Origin of the sequence: Micromonospora psammae, assembly GCF_036902725.1 — a bacterium.
In the GTDB taxonomy this organism is placed as follows: Bacteria; Actinomycetota; Actinomycetes; order Mycobacteriales; family Micromonosporaceae; genus Micromonospora.
This window is the reverse complement of the sequence record NZ_JBAKHM010000004.1, coordinates 231337-244679: the sequence shown is the minus strand read 5'-3', so window position 1 is coordinate 244679 and position 13343 is coordinate 231337. Positions and strand designations below refer to the sequence as shown.

Sequence of the window (13343 nt, the reverse complement as noted above, 5' to 3'; positions counted from 1 at the left end):
CTGCTAAGGACACTCATGATCGGGTCGCAGGATCCGAGGGGTTGATCGGCGTGTCGGCTCGGAAAGACGTACCGGATCAAGGAAGCGCGGCGAGCTGGGCGCGGAGGTAGGCGCGCTCAGCGAGGTTGGCGGTGCACGTCAGGGCGGCGCCGTAGGCGGCGCGGGCCTCCGCCGACCGGCCCAGGCGGCGGAGGAGGTCGGCGCGGACGGCGTGGTAGACGTGGTAGCGCGGCAGGTCCAGGTCGTCGACGAGGGCGAGGGCGAGCGCCGGCCCGTGCACCTCGGCGACGGCCACCGCCCGGTTCAGCGCGACGACCGGGCCGGGCGCGAGCGTCTGGAGCTGGTCGTAGAGCTGGAGGACCTGGGTCCAGTCGGTCGGGGGGTCGCTGTGCACGGCGTTGATGGCGGCCTGGAGCTGGTACGGGCCGGGGCGGTTGCGGCGCAGGCAGCGGCGCACCAGGGCCTGCCCCTCGGCGATCAGGGCGGCGTCCCAGCGGGTGCGGTCCTGTTCGGCGAGCGGGACCAGCGTGCCGTCGGCGGCGACCCGGGCGGGGCGGCGTGCCTCGGTGAACAGCATCAGGGCGAGCAGGCCCAGCGCCTCCGGCTCGTCGGGCATCAGGTCGACCAGCAGCCGGCCCAGGCGCAGCGCCTCGACGCAGAGTTCGGCGCGGACCAGCCGGTCCCCCGCGCTGGCGGTGTACCCCTCGTTGAAGATCAGGTAGACGACCGTGAGCACGGCTCGCAGACGGTCGGGCAGGTCCGCGTCGCGGGGCACCCGGTACGGGATACCGGCGTCGCGGATCTTGGCCTTGGCGCGGACCAGGCGTTGCGCCATGGTGGCTTCGGGGACGAGGAAGGCCCGCGCGATCTCGGCGGTGCTCAGGCCCCCGAGCAGGCGCAGGGTGAGGGCGACCCGGGCGGCCGGGGCGAGCGCCGGGTGGCAGCAGGTGAAGATCAGGCGGAGCCGGTCGTCGCGCACGGGTCCCTCCTCGGCCGGTGGCTCCTGGGCGTACAGCAACGCGGCCTGGGCGTGCCGGTCCGCTCGGGTCGCCTCCCGGCGGAGACGGTCGATGGCGCGACGGCGGGCGGTGGTGATGATCCAGCCGGCCGGGCTGGGCGGCGGCCCGGTCTCCGGCCACCGCCGCACCGCCTCGGTGAAGGCGTCCTGGACCGCCTCCTCGGCGAGGTCGATGTCGCCGAGGACGCGGACCAGCACGGCGACTGCCCGGCCGTACTCGGCCCGGAAGGTCGCTTCGACGTCGACCGTCACCCGTCGCCCTGGAAGGGGCGCACCTCGACCGGCAACGTGGTGGCGAGGGCGTAGCGGCGACCCCAGTCCAGGGCGGCGTCGAGGTCGGCGGCGCGGATGATGGTGAAGCCGCCCAGGTGCTCCTTGCCCTCGACGAAGGGGCCGTCGGTGATCAGCACCTCGCCGTCCTTCGGGCGCAGCACCGTGGCGGTCTCCGGGGCGTGCAGCCCCTGCCCGAAGACCCACGATCCGGTCGCCTCCAGCTCCTCGCGGATGGCGCCCAGCTCCCGCATCACCCCGGCCAGGAACTCCGGGTCCGGCGTCCCGCCCTGCGGGTGGTACATGCTCAACAGGTACTGCTTCATGTCGTCCTCCTGGTGTGGATCGGCTTCCACCCTCCACACGATCGGCGGGCGGGCGGATCGACACTCCGGCGACGGGATTTTTTCAGGCGCGGTAGCCGGCGGCCAGGATCCGCTGCGCGGACATCGCGTACGCCCGGGGGTCGTCCGGGGTGGCCGCGCCGAGCCCGTCGACGTAGCGGTTGTACATGCTGAAGGCGGCGGCGATCAGCACGGTGTCGTGGACCTCCCGATCGGTGGCGCCGTGGGCACGGGCGGCGTCGACGACAGCGCCGGTGACCGCGCGCCCGTCCTCGCGGACGGTGTCGGCGAGCCGGAGCAGGGCGCGCAGCTTCTCCGGCACCGGGGCGGTGGACAGGTCCGCCAGGACCCGGTCGACGAGGTCGGGGCCGTCGTCGAGCTGGGCACCCGCGGTGGCGGAGTGCGAGGCGCGGCAGAAGTCGCACCCGTTGCGGGCCGAGACGTACGCGGCGATCAGTTCGCGCTCACCGCGGCTGAGGCTGCTCGGCCCGCGCAGCAGCACCTCGGCCAGCTCCATCAGCGGCCCGGCGGTCTCCGGCCGGTACCGCAGCAGACCGACGATGCCGGGCTCGCGTCGCTCGTCCACGCCGAGGTCGATGTGCGCCATGCGGTCACCCTTTCCGTTGGCCGTGCCTGCCGGGCCCGGCAGCCGGCACCGCCATTCTGGCGGGTACGTCGACGCCGATCCATGGCCGGACGGTCAGGTGTGGCCGGGGCGGACCGCGTACCCGGGCGCGGCGCCTGCTGGCCGCGACCGCCGACTGAATCCCATAGATAATCTTGACTCGCCATATTGAAAACTATCTACGCCGCATGACCTAATACTGACAGTTCCTTTCGCCACTCCCGCCGCCCGGTGCGGCATCCCCCAGGGAGGAAAGATGAACCGTCTCCGCGCGGTCACCGCCGCGCTCCTGGCGACCGTCACCGCGGTCGTCGCCGTCGGCCTCGGCACCACCGCCGCCGGCGCCGCCCCCGCCGGCCTGCCCGGCATGGACGTCTCCAGCTACCAGGGCAACGTCAACTGGTCGGCCGCCTGGAACAACGGCGCCCGGTTCGCGTACGTCAAGGCCACCGAGGGCACGTACTACACCAACCCGTACTTCGCCCAGCAGTACAACGGCTCCTACAACGTCGGGATGATCCGGGGCTCGTACCACTTCGCCCGCCCGGACACCAGCAGCGGCGCCACCCAGGCCAACTACTTCGTCGACCACGGTGGCGGCTGGTCCAGGGACGGCAGGACACTGCCCGGCGCGCTCGACATCGAGTACAACCCGTACGGCGCGACCTGCTACGGGCTGAGCCAGAGCGCCATGCGCAGCTGGATCGCCTCGTTCGTCAACCAGTACCACGCGCGCACCGGCCGGTGGGCCACGATCTACACCACCACAGACTGGTGGACCACCTGCACCGGCAACACCTCCCAGTTCGCCGCCAACAACCCACTCTGGATCGCCCGGTACGCCAGCACGGTCGGCGCCCTGCCCGCGGGCTGGCCGACGTACTCCTTCTGGCAGTGGTCGTCCTCGGGCGTCTTCCCCGGCGACCAGAACGTCTGGAACGGCACCCTGGACCGGCTCCGGGTGCTGGCGTGCAACGGACCCTGCTGACCGCCACCGGCGGCGGACCGCCCGGTCCGTCGCCGACCCCACCGAAGGAGGGCCCCATGTCCGTACCCGTGTCCCGCCGGGCCGCGCTGCGCGGCGCGGTCCTGCTCGGCGCCGTCGCCGGCGCCTCCGCCCTGACCCAGCTCGGCGGGGGCAGCGGCGCCCGCGCCGTAGCCACCCGGGTCGACCAGCCCGTGATCGCCAACTGCGCCACCTGGGGCGCCCGACCCCCGTCGTCCCCGGTCAGCGTGGTGCAGAGCCGACCCAACAAGATCATCGTGCACCACACGGCGTTCCCGAACACCACCGACTACAGCCTGGCCAAGGCGTACGCGAACTCCCGCGACATCCAGAACCTGCACATGGACGGCAACGGCTGGCTCGACTCGGGGCAGCACTTCACCAACAGCCGGGGCGGGCACCTCACCGAGGGCCGGCACGGCAGCCTCTACGCGCTGCTGCACGGGCGGACCATGGTGCAGGGCGCGCACTGCGTCGGGCAGAACAGCCAGGCGATCGGCATCGAGAACGACGGCACCTACCTCACCGTGCAGCCGCCGGCGGCCCTCTGGAACAGCCTGATCACCTTCTGCGCCTTCACCTGCCAGCAGTACGGGATCGCGCCCACCGAGATCTACGGGCACAAGGACTTCAACAACACCCAGTGCCCGGGCCTGCTGCACGGCCGGCTGCCCGAGCTGCGCGCCGCGGTGGCCGCGCGACTGGGCTGATTGCTTATATAAGCCTCGGCTGATAGAAAGGGTCCGTGCACGCCTTCGACGTCCTCGGCGACCCGGTGCGCCGCCGCATCCTCGAGCTGCTCGCCGACGGCGAGCTCAGCGCCGGGGAGGTCTGCGCGGTGATCCAGCGCGAGTACGGCATCTCGCAGCCCGCCGTCTCGCAGCACCTGCGGGTGCTGCGGGACAACGGCTTCGCGACCGTCCGGCCGCAGGGCGCCCGCCGTCTCTACGCCGTCGACCCGCGCCCGCTGCGGGAGGTCGACCAGTGGCTGGCCGGCTTCCGCCGGTTCTGGGCGCCGGCCCTGGACGCCCTCGCCACCGAGTTGGCGCGCGGCAGACGCGAACGACGTGTGCGCCCACCGCAGGACCCGACCGAGGAGAAACCCTGATGACCGACGTCACGCACCAGATCAGCGCCGTGCGGCGCACCGTGGGCAGCCGGACCCTGGAGGCCGGCGAGGCCCGGGTGATGACCATCAGCCAGACGTACGACGCGCCGCTGGAGGACCTCTGGGACGCGTGCACCAACCCCGAACGCATTCCCCGGTGGTTCCTGCCGGTCTCCGGCGAGCTGCGGCTGCACGGCCGTTACCAGCTCGAGGGCAACGCGGGCGGCACCGTCCAGCGCTGCGACCCGCCCAAGAGCTTCGGCGCCACCTGGGAGTACGGCGACGAGGTGAGCTGGATCGAGGTCCGGCTGACCCCGGAGGGCGACGGGCGCACCCGGTTCGAGCTGGAGCACGTCGCGCACGTCGACGACGAGCGCTGGACCGAGTTCGGTCCGGGCGCGGTCGGTGTGGGCTGGGATCTGGGCCTGCTCGGCCTCGCCTCCCACCTGGCCGCCGACGGCGGCGGTATCGCGCCCGAGCAGGCCGAGGCGTGGATGGGCTCCGAGGAGGGTCGGCGGTTCGTCACCCTGAGCAGCGAGAGCTGGGGCGAGGCCAGCGTCGCCGCCGGCACCGACCCGGAGGCCGCGCGGGCCGCGACGGCGCGCACCACCGCCTTCTACACCGGCGCGCCGGCCGCCTGACCGCACACCCCGCCGGGGTACGCCGGGCCGCATGCGCGCGGCCCGGCGCGGCGGTCAGTCGGCGGCGGCCGGGCGGTCGTCAGTCGGCGGCGGCCGGGGCGGCCCCGAAGGAGTGCACGACCTCGATCCGGCCGACGATGTGCCGGTTGAACTCGGGCAGCTCCTCGGCCGGCACCCACAGCTCGAGGATGTCCCGGCCGCCGACCTGCTGGACGGGGTAGCGGGCGGCGAACTCGCGGTCCACCTCGAACCGGGTGACGAAGCCCGCGCCGGAGGCGGGGACGTTCCAGTCCCGGGCGATCATGACGGCGTACTGCTCGTTGAGGACCGGGTAGAAGATCGGCTGGTCGGGCAGGCGCGGTGGCCACGCCGTCCAACCGGACGCCTCGACCAGCGCCAGCTCCTGCGGCCCGGTCGGCCGCCACAACGTCGTCGTCCCGCGCACGGTCCCCACCTCGTTCCGGTTCGGCGGAGGCTACCGAGCGGCCGGCCGACGCGGCGAGCCGGTTTCGGAGTCAGCAGAAAACCCGGAGGCGGGCTGTCGGTGCCCGGGCGAGACTGTCGCGCATGCCGCCGCCGCGCACCGTTGCCGACCTCACCGCCCTGCTCGCTCAGGGGCGGCGCGTGAAGTACCTCTGCTTCTGGGGGCACCAGCCCCGCCGCGACGGCACCATCGGCCACGGCTGCCTGAGCCAGTGGTGGCCGGCGCCCTTCACCGTCGACGGCCGCCGTTTCATCACCGCCGAGCACTGGATGATGTGGCACAAGGCCGCGCTCTTCGGCGACGAGGAGATGGCCGAGCAGATCCTCGCCGCGTCCCATCCGCACCGGGCCAAGACTCTCGGCCGCCAGGTTCGCGGCTTCGACGAGGCGGTGTGGGAGGCCCGGCGCTACGACATCGTGGTCGCCGGCAGCGTCGCCAAGTTCGGCCAGCACGACGACCTGCGCGCGTACCTGTTGGGCACCGGTGAGCGGGTGCTGGTGGAGGCCAGCCCGGTGGACCGGGTGTGGGGCGTCGGACTGGCCGCCGACGACCCGCGCGCGGAGGACCCGGCCCGCTGGCGGGGGCTCAACCTGCTCGGCTTCGCCCTGATGCAGGCGCGTGACGAGCTGCGGGGCCGCTGATCGACTCCGTTCGCACGAGGTGGCGGTGTCCGGGCCGCCGGACACCGCGACATGCCGCACCTGGCGTGCATCCGGCGGGCGACCGGAGGACCGGGCGCGGGGCGGCCCGGGGCGGTAACGTGCGGCGACATGACCGGCTCTCCGTACTCGCACTGCTCCTTCTGCGGCGCCGCCTACCCGGCGGACGCCGGCTGGCCCCGCGTCTGCGTGGCCTGCGGCGAGACGGTGTGGCGCAACCCGCTGCCGGTCGCGGTGGCGCTGCTGCCGGTCCGCACCGACGCCGGGGTGGGCCTGGTGGTGGTCCGCCGCGACATCGAGCCGGCCCGCGGCCTGCTCGCGCTCCCTGGCGGCTTCATCGAGTACGGCGAGGAGTGGTCCGACGCGCTGGTCCGGGAGCTTCGGGAGGAGACCGGGCTGATCGGGGCGGCCGACGAGGCGCGGCTCTTCGCGGTGCACGGCGCTCCGGCCGGCGGCACCATGATGGTCTTCGGCGAGCTGCCGGAGCGGCCGGCCGATGAGCTGCCGTCGTCGGCACCCACCGAGGAGGCCACCGAGTGGCTGGTGCTCACCGAGCCGGTCGAGCTGGCCTTCTCCACCCACACCCGGGCGATGGCCGACTTCTTCGCGCGCCGGCGCTGATCGCCGCCGGCCGGCTCCGTCGCGCCGCCAGGGGCGGCGCCGCCGGCAGGCCACCCGCCTTCGTGGGTCACGCGTCCAACGCGTAGGACCGGTCGACCAGGTCCTTCATCGCCTGGTGGAATTCGCGGCGCTGCCGCTCGCTCCAGCCTTCCGCCAGCCGGTCGAAGACCTGCTCCTGCCAGTCATGAGCTTGTTCCAGCATGGTGTGGCCGGAGGGGGTGACCGTCGCCTGCCGTCGGCGACCGTCCGTTTCCGGTGCCCGCATGGTCAGGTATCCGGCCGCTGTCGCGCTTTTGACCAGTCGCGATGCTCCGCTCTGGTCGATGCCGATCTCGTGGGCGACGGCATTGACCGTTGCCGGGATCCCCCGCTGAGTCAGCGAATGGACAGCCTCGGTGACGAGCACGAGCCGGCCCTGCTCGGCAACCTCGTGGTCGCTGGCCGATGCCCTACGCGACCAGTGCCGGACGAACGCGAACAGGGCCTGTCCCGGCCCTGAGCTGCTCATTCGGTGGCCGCCATCTCGCGGCAGAGGTAGGCGAGCTCCAGCGCTGACTCCAGATCAGGCAGTCGGAGAGCGGCGGTGACCTTCTCTCCGGCTACCCGGAACACCGTCGCCACCCGAGTCGGGGCCTCGCTCTCAGGCCAGGTGGCGTCCTCCTCCACGACCATCAGGCGCTCACTGACCGGATGCCACGACCGCGGGATCAGCTTGATCCCCGAGCGTTCCACCCACTCTGCGAACTGCTCGGGCGTGATCGGGCCAGCGCCCTTCGGGCCCATCACGACGATCGGATCACCGACCGCCCTCGCTGACCGCTGCAGGTCGCCGTCGTTCACGCTCACGTGCCACTCGTTGATGGCTGCTTCCAGTGCTGACTCCATGGGCAAAGTCTATGCGAAACGCATACATACCTGGGAGCCGGGGCTGTCGACAACCTCCTGCCCCGCAGCACCTAGTCCGGCGTGCCGGCCAGGTAGCCGCTGGCCTGGAGGTCGAACAGCTCCCGGTAGAGCCCGCCGGCGGCCATCAGCTCGTCGTGGGTGCCCTGCTGGACGAGCCGGCCGTGGTCCATCACGAAGATCTGGTCGGCGTGCCGGACGTTGGCCAGCCGGTGGGTGATCAGCACGACCGTGCGGTCGGGGCGGCGGCGCAGGTGCTGGAAGAGGGCGTGTTCGGCCCGGGCGTCGAGGGCGGCGGAGGGCTCGTCGCAGATCAGCAGGGGCGCGTCCCGGTAGAGGCCCCGCGCGGCGACCAGCCGCTGCCACTGGCCGCCGGAGAGGTCGTGGCCGTTCTTGAACTCCCGGTCGAGCAGGGTGTCGTACCCGAACGGCAGCCCGGCGATCATGTCGTGCGCGGCGGCGGCCCGGGCGGCGTCCTCGACGGTCGGGCCGCCCTGGTCGGCGGGGCGGTCGTGCCGGCCGATGCGGATGTTCTGGCCGGCGGTGAAGGGGAACTTCCACCACTCCTGGGTCATCACCGCCACCTGGGCGGCGATCTCCGCCGGGTCCAGCTCGGCGGCGTCGACGCCGTCCCAGCGGATCACCCCGCCGGTGGGGCGGTAGAGGCCGGCGATCAGCTTGGCCAGCGTGGTCTTGCCGGAGCCGTTCTCGCCGACCAGGGCGACCACCTCGCCCCGGCGGACGGTCAGGGTGACCTCGTCCACCGCCGGGGTGTCGGTGTCCGGGTAGCGGAGGCTCACCCCGTCGAGCGCGATGGTGTCGAACCCGGGCGCCGGGCGGCCCTGCCCCGCCGCGATCCGCCCCCGCGCCCGGTCGAGGAAGTCCCGGTAGTCCTGGTAGTAGAGGGCGTCCTCGTAGAGGTTGTTGGTGGCGAAGACGGCGATGCCGAGGCTGGACCGGGCGGACTGGAGCGCCAGCAGGGCGGTCGCCGCGGCGGCCAACGCGACCACCCCGGTGAGCAGCAGCCCGCCGAGCACGGCGTACAGGCCGAAGGCGGCGGTGCCGGCGGCGGACATGCCGAACGCCCGGGTGGCGCTCTGCGCCCGGGCCAGGCGCAGCTCGGCCCGGGTCTCCACGGTCATCATCCGGCGGAACTCGGCGAGCAGGAAGTCGCGCATCTGGTAGGCCCGGACCTCGACGGCGGTGCGCCGGTTGGCCATCAGGTGCGCCAGCATCCACATCCGGCGGCGGCGGGTGATCCGGGCCAGCATGGCGAGGTACTGGCGGCGGGCCATCCGCACCGCGGTGACCGCCTGCGGCACCGCGGCGAGCAGCAGGCACGGCAGCAGCACGGGCTGGATCACGGTCACCGCCACGGCGGTGGCCAGCACGCCGACCACCCCGGTGATCAGGTTGACCGTGTGGTCGACGATGGACGCCGCCTCGGCCATTCCCCGGTCCCGGACCCGGTCCATCTCCTCGGCGAAGCCGGCGTCGTCGAAGGCGGCCAGCTCCACCGCCGTGGTGGCCTCGAAGAGCCGCAGCTCCACCTCGTAGTTGATCTGCGGGATCAGCCGGGCCTGCGCCCAGCCGGCGGCCACGGTGAGCGCACCCCGGGCGCTCACCGCCAGCGCGGCCAGGACCAGCGACGGCAGCGCGGCGCGGACCCGGTCGGGGGTCGGACCGCCGGCGAAGAGTTCCCGCAGCACGCCGGTGGTGGCGAGCAGCCCGAGGGTGGTCATCACCCCGGCGGCGAGGTTCAGGCCGATCGCCGCCAGGGTGTCCCGCCGGCTGGTGGCCCAGGCCAGCGCGACCGCCTCCCGGACCAGGTGGGGCAGCCGCCGGGCGACGGACCGGAAGCTGGTGTGCGCGAACTCGGTCGCGCGGTGCATCCAGTGGCCGTCCTCCAGCTCCGGCAGGTCCAGCTCGTCGGCGTCGTCGGACGGAGCGTCCCGTCCGGACGAGCGGCGGGGGCCGATCACCGTCGCCATGGGTCCTCCCGGGCCGAGGTGGCAGGGCAGAGCGAGCCTACTGTCGGCTACGACGCGGTGTCTCCGCGTGAGCGGCGTGTCGTACAGGTGTCGCAGCGGCGTGTCGTCGGCCACCCCCGGCGGGGCGGGTCTGCCGCGTCACGTCGCGCCGGCCCGCCCCGGGTGGCAGGCTGGACGGCGAGCCGGCGGCGGGTGCGACGAGGGCCGCCGGCGAACCGTCGTGAAGGAGAAGATCGACCCGATGGCTGCGAGTGTGACCACCACCGACGAATGGCAGGCGCTGCGCAAGCACGCCGAGACGATCCGCGGCACCCACCTGCGGGAGCTGTTCGCGGCCGACCCGCAGCGGGGTGAGCGGCTCACCGGCGAGGTCGCCGACCTGCACGTCGACTACAGCAAGAACCTGGTCACCGACGAGACGCTGGGCCTGCTCACCGCCTTGGCCGAGCGGGTCCGGCTGACCGACCGGATCTGCGCGATGTTCGCCGGGCGGCACATCAACTCCACCGAGGACCGGGCGGTGCTGCACACCGCGCTGCGGCTGCCCCGGGACGCCACCCTGATCGCCGACGGCCAGGACGTGGTCGCCGACGTGCACCGGGTGCTGGACCGGATGGCGGCGTTCGCCGAGCGGGTCCGCTCCGGCCAGTGGCGCGGGCACACCGGCGAGCGGATCAGCACCGTGGTCAACATCGGCATCGGCGGGTCGGACCTCGGGCCGGTGATGGCGTACGAGGCGCTCAAGGCGTACCGGGACGCGGGGATCACCTGCCGGTTCGTGTCGAACATCGACCCGACCGACATCCACGACAAGACCCACGACCTGGACCCGGCCACCACGCTCTTCGTGGTGGTGTCGAAGACGTTCTCCACCCAGGAGACCCTCGCGAACGCCGACCAGGCGCGGACGTGGCTGCTGTCCGGGCTGGACGCCGAGGACGACGCGGCGATCGCGAAGCACTTCGTCGCGGTGAGCACCAACGAGCAGCGGGTCCGCGACTTCGGCATCGACCCGGAGAACATGTTCGGCTTCTGGGACTGGGTGGGTGGCCGGTACTCGCTGCCCTCGGCGGTCGGCCTGTCGGTGATGCTGGCCGTCGGGCCGGACCGGTTCCGCGAACTGCTGGCCGGCTACCACGCCGTGGACGAGCACTTCCGGGCCACGCCGGTGGAGCGCAACCTCCCGGCCCTGCTCGGCCTGCTCAACATCTGGTACGTCGACTTCCTGGGCGCGCAGACCCACGCCGTGCTGCCGTACTCGCAGTACCTGCACCGGTTCCCGGCGTACCTGCAGCAGTTGACCATGGAGAGCAACGGCAAGTCGGTGACCCTGGACGGCGCCCCGGTGGATTACGCGACCGGCGAGATCTTCTGGGGCGAGCCGGGCACCAACGGTCAGCACGCCTTCTACCAGCTGATCCACCAGGGCACGCTGCTGATCCCGGCCGACTTCATCGCGTTCAGCCAGCCCAACCACGACCTCGGCGAGATGCACGACCTGTTCATGTCGAACTTCTTCGCGCAGACCGCCGCCCTGGCGTTCGGGCGGACGAAGGAGCAGGTCGAGGCGGAGGGCACGAAGGCGGGCGTGGTGCCGCACCGGGTGATGCCGGGCAACCACCCGACCACCTCGATCATCGCGCCGAAGCTGACCCCGGGCACCCTCGGTCAGCTGATCGCCCTCTACGAGCACATCGTCTTCACCCAGGGCGCGATCTGGGACATCAACCCGTTCGACCAGTGGGGTGTGGAGCTGGGCAAGGTGATGGCCAACCAGCTCGCGCCGAAGCTGACCGGCGACGCTCCGGACCTCTCCGACGTGGACTCCTCCACCGCCGGGCTGATCCGCCGCTACCGGCGGGAGCGCGGCCGGGCCTGAGTTCGACGCGACGGCGGCCGGGTGGGACCACCCGGCCGCCGTCGTTTTTCGGGTACGCGAACTGGTCCAACCTGTTGACGGGTTGATGTGCCCGGGGTCACACTTCTGGCGTGGCCTTCGTACCCGTCCCCCGCAGCTCGGTCGCCGACCACGTCTTCGGCCAGCTCCGCGACGCCATCGTCAGCGGTCGCTACCGCCCCGACGACCCGCTGCCCGGCGAGCGGGAACTGGCCGCCGCGTTCGCGGTCAACCGGCACGCCGTCCGCGAGGCGCTGCGCCGGCTGCAACAGCTCGGCCTGCTCCGGGTCAGCCAGGGCGGCGCGACCCGGGTGCTCGACTGGCGGGTGCACGCCGGTCTCGACCTGGCCCTCTCCCTCGTGCAGTCCGGCGACGTGCTCCCGGTCGAGACGCTGGTACGGGACATGCTGGAGATGCGGGCCTGCGTCGGCGTGGACGCCGCCCGGCTCTGCGCCGAGCGGGCCGACCCCGAGCTGAAGCGCAGCGTCACCCGCGACGTCGAGGCGTACGCGGCGCTCGCCCCGGACCTGCACGCCATGCACCAGGCCAACATCCTGCTCTGGCGGCACATCATCGACGGCTCCGGCAACACCGCCTACCTGCTGGCCTTCAACAGCCTGGTCGCCGGGGCGGTCGCCGTCGGCGAGGTACCGCCCGAGCGCCGCGCCGCCGAGCTGCTGGACGTCACCGGCCACCGCCGGCTGGCCGAGGCGATCGCCGACGGGCGCGGCGCCGATGCCGCCGCGCAGGCCCACGCGCTGCTCACCGCGGCGCTCACCTCCCCCACCCCACCAGGAAGGGAATGCCGGGCATGATCCCCGCCGTGCTCTACGCCGTACCCGCGTTCCTGCTGCTCGTCGTCGTGGAAGCGCTGTCGTACCGGTTCGCCCCCGACGACGACGAACGCGGCTACGAGCTGCGCGACACCACCACCAGCCTCACCATGGGCGTCGGGAGCGTGCTCATCGGCGCCCCCTGGCGGCTGCTCACCGTCGGCCTCTACGTGGGGCTGTGGACCCTCGCCCCGGTGCAGCTCTCCCCCACCAGCGTCTGGACCTGGGTGCTGCTCTTCTTCGCCGACGACCTGGCCTACTACTGGTTCCACCGCACCCACCACGAGGTGCGCCTCTTCTGGGCCGCCCACGTGGTGCACCACTCCAGCACGTTCTACAACCTCTCCACCGCGCTGCGGCAGGGCTGGACGACGCCGATGACCTCGCTGCCGTTCTGGCTGGCGCTGGCGCTGCTCGGCATCCCGCCGTGGATGATCTTCCTCCAGCAGTCGATCAACCTGCTGTACCAGTTCTTCCTGCACACCGAGCGGATCGACGTGCTGCCCCGGCCGATCGAATGGATCTTCAATACCCCGTCGCACCACCGGGTCCACCACGGCGCCAACACCGAGTACCTCGACCGCAACTACGGCGGCATCCTGATCGTCTGGGACCGCCTCTTCGGCAGCTTCGAGCCCGAACGCGCCGCCGTCCGCTACGGCCTGACCAAGAACATCGACACCTACAACCCGCTGCGGGTGGCCACCCACGAGTACGCGGCGATCTGGGCGGATTTGCGCTCGGCCACCTGCTGGCGGCATCGGCTGGGCTACCTGCTCGGCCGGCCCGGCTGGCAGCCCGCCCGATGAGGCGGCTCTGGCCCGGGCTGTACGGGCTGGTCGCCACGATCGACGCTTGATCCACCCGCTTCGCGGCGGGTCGGGGTGTCAGCGGGCTCGGACACCCCGACACGCCGCGAAGCGTGGGCCAACCCGGGGACGGG

General features: G+C 72.6%; 16 protein-coding genes. 9 read left to right on the top strand and 7 right to left on the bottom strand.

Annotation, left to right across the window (positions count from 1 at the left end; all coding sequences use genetic code 11):
* Positions 1 to 76 precede the first annotated feature (76 nt).
* The 3 genes from V6U79_RS09590 to V6U79_RS09580 are packed head-to-tail and all read right to left on the bottom strand — an operon-like array spanning position 77 to position 2239.
* On the bottom strand, positions 77 to 1270 hold the full coding sequence (locus V6U79_RS09590; RefSeq protein ID WP_334614318.1) for an RNA polymerase sigma factor: 1194 nt from the start codon (positions 1268 to 1270) through the stop codon (positions 77 to 79).
* Positions 1267 to 1644, bottom strand: a complete 378-nt coding sequence (locus tag V6U79_RS09585; RefSeq protein ID WP_442933758.1) for a YciI family protein — start codon at positions 1642 to 1644, stop codon at positions 1267 to 1269. Before V6U79_RS09585 ends, V6U79_RS09590 begins: the two co-directional genes overlap by 4 nt.
* A gap of 52 nt (positions 1645 to 1696) precedes the next feature.
* A complete protein-coding gene (locus V6U79_RS09580) occupies positions 1697 to 2239 on the bottom strand; it encodes a carboxymuconolactone decarboxylase family protein (protein ID WP_334614317.1) in 543 nt (180 codons plus the stop codon).
* 274 nt (positions 2240 to 2513) lie between these two features.
* On the opposite strand from V6U79_RS09580, the gene V6U79_RS09575 reads away from it, so the two are divergent.
* The 4 genes from V6U79_RS09575 to V6U79_RS09560 are packed head-to-tail and all read left to right on the top strand — an operon-like array spanning position 2514 to position 5012.
* Positions 2514 to 3245 carry a lysozyme gene (locus tag V6U79_RS09575; RefSeq protein ID WP_334614315.1) on the top strand — a complete coding sequence of 244 codons (732 nt, stop codon included), beginning with the start codon at positions 2514 to 2516 and terminating at the stop codon, positions 3243 to 3245.
* Positions 3246 to 3301: 56 nt separating this feature from the next.
* The gene (locus tag V6U79_RS09570) at positions 3302 to 3973 is read left to right on the top strand and encodes a peptidoglycan recognition protein family protein (protein WP_334522336.1); all 672 of its coding nucleotides are present in this window, start codon (positions 3302 to 3304) and stop codon (positions 3971 to 3973) included.
* Positions 3974 to 4008: 35 nt separating this feature from the next.
* Positions 4009 to 4371 (top strand): ArsR/SmtB family transcription factor, encoded by a 363-nt coding sequence (locus V6U79_RS09565; RefSeq protein ID WP_334522338.1) that lies wholly within the window; start codon positions 4009 to 4011, stop codon positions 4369 to 4371.
* On the top strand, positions 4371 to 5012 hold the full coding sequence (locus V6U79_RS09560; protein WP_334522340.1) for an SRPBCC family protein: 642 nt from the start codon (positions 4371 to 4373) through the stop codon (positions 5010 to 5012). The genes V6U79_RS09565 and V6U79_RS09560 overlap by 1 nt, the downstream gene beginning before the upstream one ends.
* Before the next feature lie 79 nt (positions 5013 to 5091).
* Here V6U79_RS09560 and V6U79_RS09555 read toward each other — a convergent pair whose 3' ends face one another.
* Positions 5092 to 5457, bottom strand: coding sequence for an ADP-ribosylation/crystallin J1 (locus V6U79_RS09555; protein WP_334614313.1), 366 nt, complete (start codon positions 5455 to 5457; stop codon positions 5092 to 5094).
* A gap of 122 nt (positions 5458 to 5579) precedes the next feature.
* Between V6U79_RS09555 and ybiA the strand changes: the two genes are divergently transcribed.
* Together ybiA and V6U79_RS09545 are read left to right on the top strand one after the other, a co-directional pair.
* Complete coding sequence (ybiA, locus tag V6U79_RS09550) at positions 5580 to 6137, top strand: riboflavin biosynthesis intermediates N-glycosidase (protein WP_334614312.1); 558 nt, start codon at positions 5580 to 5582, stop codon at positions 6135 to 6137.
* Positions 6138 to 6266: 129 nt separating this feature from the next.
* Entirely contained in the window at positions 6267 to 6776 is a 510-nt protein-coding gene (locus tag V6U79_RS09545) for an NUDIX domain-containing protein (protein ID WP_334614311.1), read from the top strand.
* Positions 6777 to 6843: 67 nt separating this feature from the next.
* Here V6U79_RS09545 and V6U79_RS09540 read toward each other — a convergent pair whose 3' ends face one another.
* From V6U79_RS09540 to V6U79_RS09530, 3 genes are all read right to left on the bottom strand, one after another.
* The gene (locus V6U79_RS09540) at positions 6844 to 7284 is read right to left on the bottom strand and encodes a MarR family winged helix-turn-helix transcriptional regulator (RefSeq protein ID WP_334614310.1); all 441 of its coding nucleotides are present in this window, start codon (positions 7282 to 7284) and stop codon (positions 6844 to 6846) included.
* A complete protein-coding gene (locus V6U79_RS09535) occupies positions 7281 to 7661 on the bottom strand; it encodes a hypothetical protein (protein ID WP_334614307.1) in 381 nt (126 codons plus the stop codon). Before V6U79_RS09535 ends, V6U79_RS09540 begins: the two co-directional genes overlap by 4 nt.
* A 71-nt stretch (positions 7662 to 7732) precedes the next feature.
* The gene (locus tag V6U79_RS09530) at positions 7733 to 9670 is read right to left on the bottom strand and encodes an ABC transporter ATP-binding protein (protein ID WP_334614304.1); all 1938 of its coding nucleotides are present in this window, start codon (positions 9668 to 9670) and stop codon (positions 7733 to 7735) included.
* A 241-nt stretch (positions 9671 to 9911) separates the two neighbouring features.
* On the opposite strand from V6U79_RS09530, the gene pgi reads away from it, so the two are divergent.
* From pgi to V6U79_RS09515, 3 genes are all read left to right on the top strand, one after another.
* The gene (pgi, locus tag V6U79_RS09525) at positions 9912 to 11549 is read left to right on the top strand and encodes a glucose-6-phosphate isomerase (protein ID WP_334614302.1); all 1638 of its coding nucleotides are present in this window, start codon (positions 9912 to 9914) and stop codon (positions 11547 to 11549) included.
* A 110-nt stretch (positions 11550 to 11659) separates the two neighbouring features.
* Positions 11660 to 12382, top strand: coding sequence for a FadR/GntR family transcriptional regulator (locus V6U79_RS09520; protein ID WP_334522365.1), 723 nt, complete (start codon positions 11660 to 11662; stop codon positions 12380 to 12382).
* On the top strand, positions 12379 to 13209 hold the full coding sequence (locus V6U79_RS09515) for a sterol desaturase family protein (RefSeq protein WP_334614299.1): 831 nt from the start codon (positions 12379 to 12381) through the stop codon (positions 13207 to 13209). Before V6U79_RS09520 ends, V6U79_RS09515 begins: the two co-directional genes overlap by 4 nt.
* The last annotated feature ends 134 nt before the right edge of the window (positions 13210 to 13343 follow it).

What these genes read in the sequence shown, in the direction of transcription:
- V6U79_RS09580 (WP_334614317.1), bottom strand. Translation starts at nt 2,239, where the DNA reads ATGGCGCACATCGACCTCGGCGTGGACGAGCGACGCGAGCCCGGCATC.
- V6U79_RS09575 (WP_334614315.1), top strand. Translation starts at nt 2,514, where the DNA reads ATGAACCGTCTCCGCGCGGTCACCGCCGCGCTCCTGGCGACCGTCACC.
- V6U79_RS09570 (WP_334522336.1), top strand. Translation starts at nt 3,302, where the DNA reads ATGTCCGTACCCGTGTCCCGCCGGGCCGCGCTGCGCGGCGCGGTCCTG.
- V6U79_RS09560 (WP_334522340.1), top strand. Translation starts at nt 4,371, where the DNA reads ATGACCGACGTCACGCACCAGATCAGCGCCGTGCGGCGCACCGTGGGC.
- ybiA (WP_334614312.1), top strand. Translation starts at nt 5,580, where the DNA reads ATGCCGCCGCCGCGCACCGTTGCCGACCTCACCGCCCTGCTCGCTCAG.
- V6U79_RS09545 (WP_334614311.1), top strand. Translation starts at nt 6,267, where the DNA reads ATGACCGGCTCTCCGTACTCGCACTGCTCCTTCTGCGGCGCCGCCTAC.
- V6U79_RS09540 (WP_334614310.1), bottom strand. Translation starts at nt 7,284, where the DNA reads ATGAGCAGCTCAGGGCCGGGACAGGCCCTGTTCGCGTTCGTCCGGCAC.
- V6U79_RS09535 (WP_334614307.1), bottom strand. Translation starts at nt 7,661, where the DNA reads ATGGAGTCAGCACTGGAAGCAGCCATCAACGAGTGGCACGTGAGCGTG.
- V6U79_RS09530 (WP_334614304.1), bottom strand. Translation starts at nt 9,670, where the DNA reads ATGGCGACGGTGATCGGCCCCCGCCGCTCGTCCGGACGGGACGCTCCG.
- pgi (WP_334614302.1), top strand. Translation starts at nt 9,912, where the DNA reads ATGGCTGCGAGTGTGACCACCACCGACGAATGGCAGGCGCTGCGCAAG.
- V6U79_RS09515 (WP_334614299.1), top strand. Translation starts at nt 12,379, where the DNA reads ATGATCCCCGCCGTGCTCTACGCCGTACCCGCGTTCCTGCTGCTCGTC.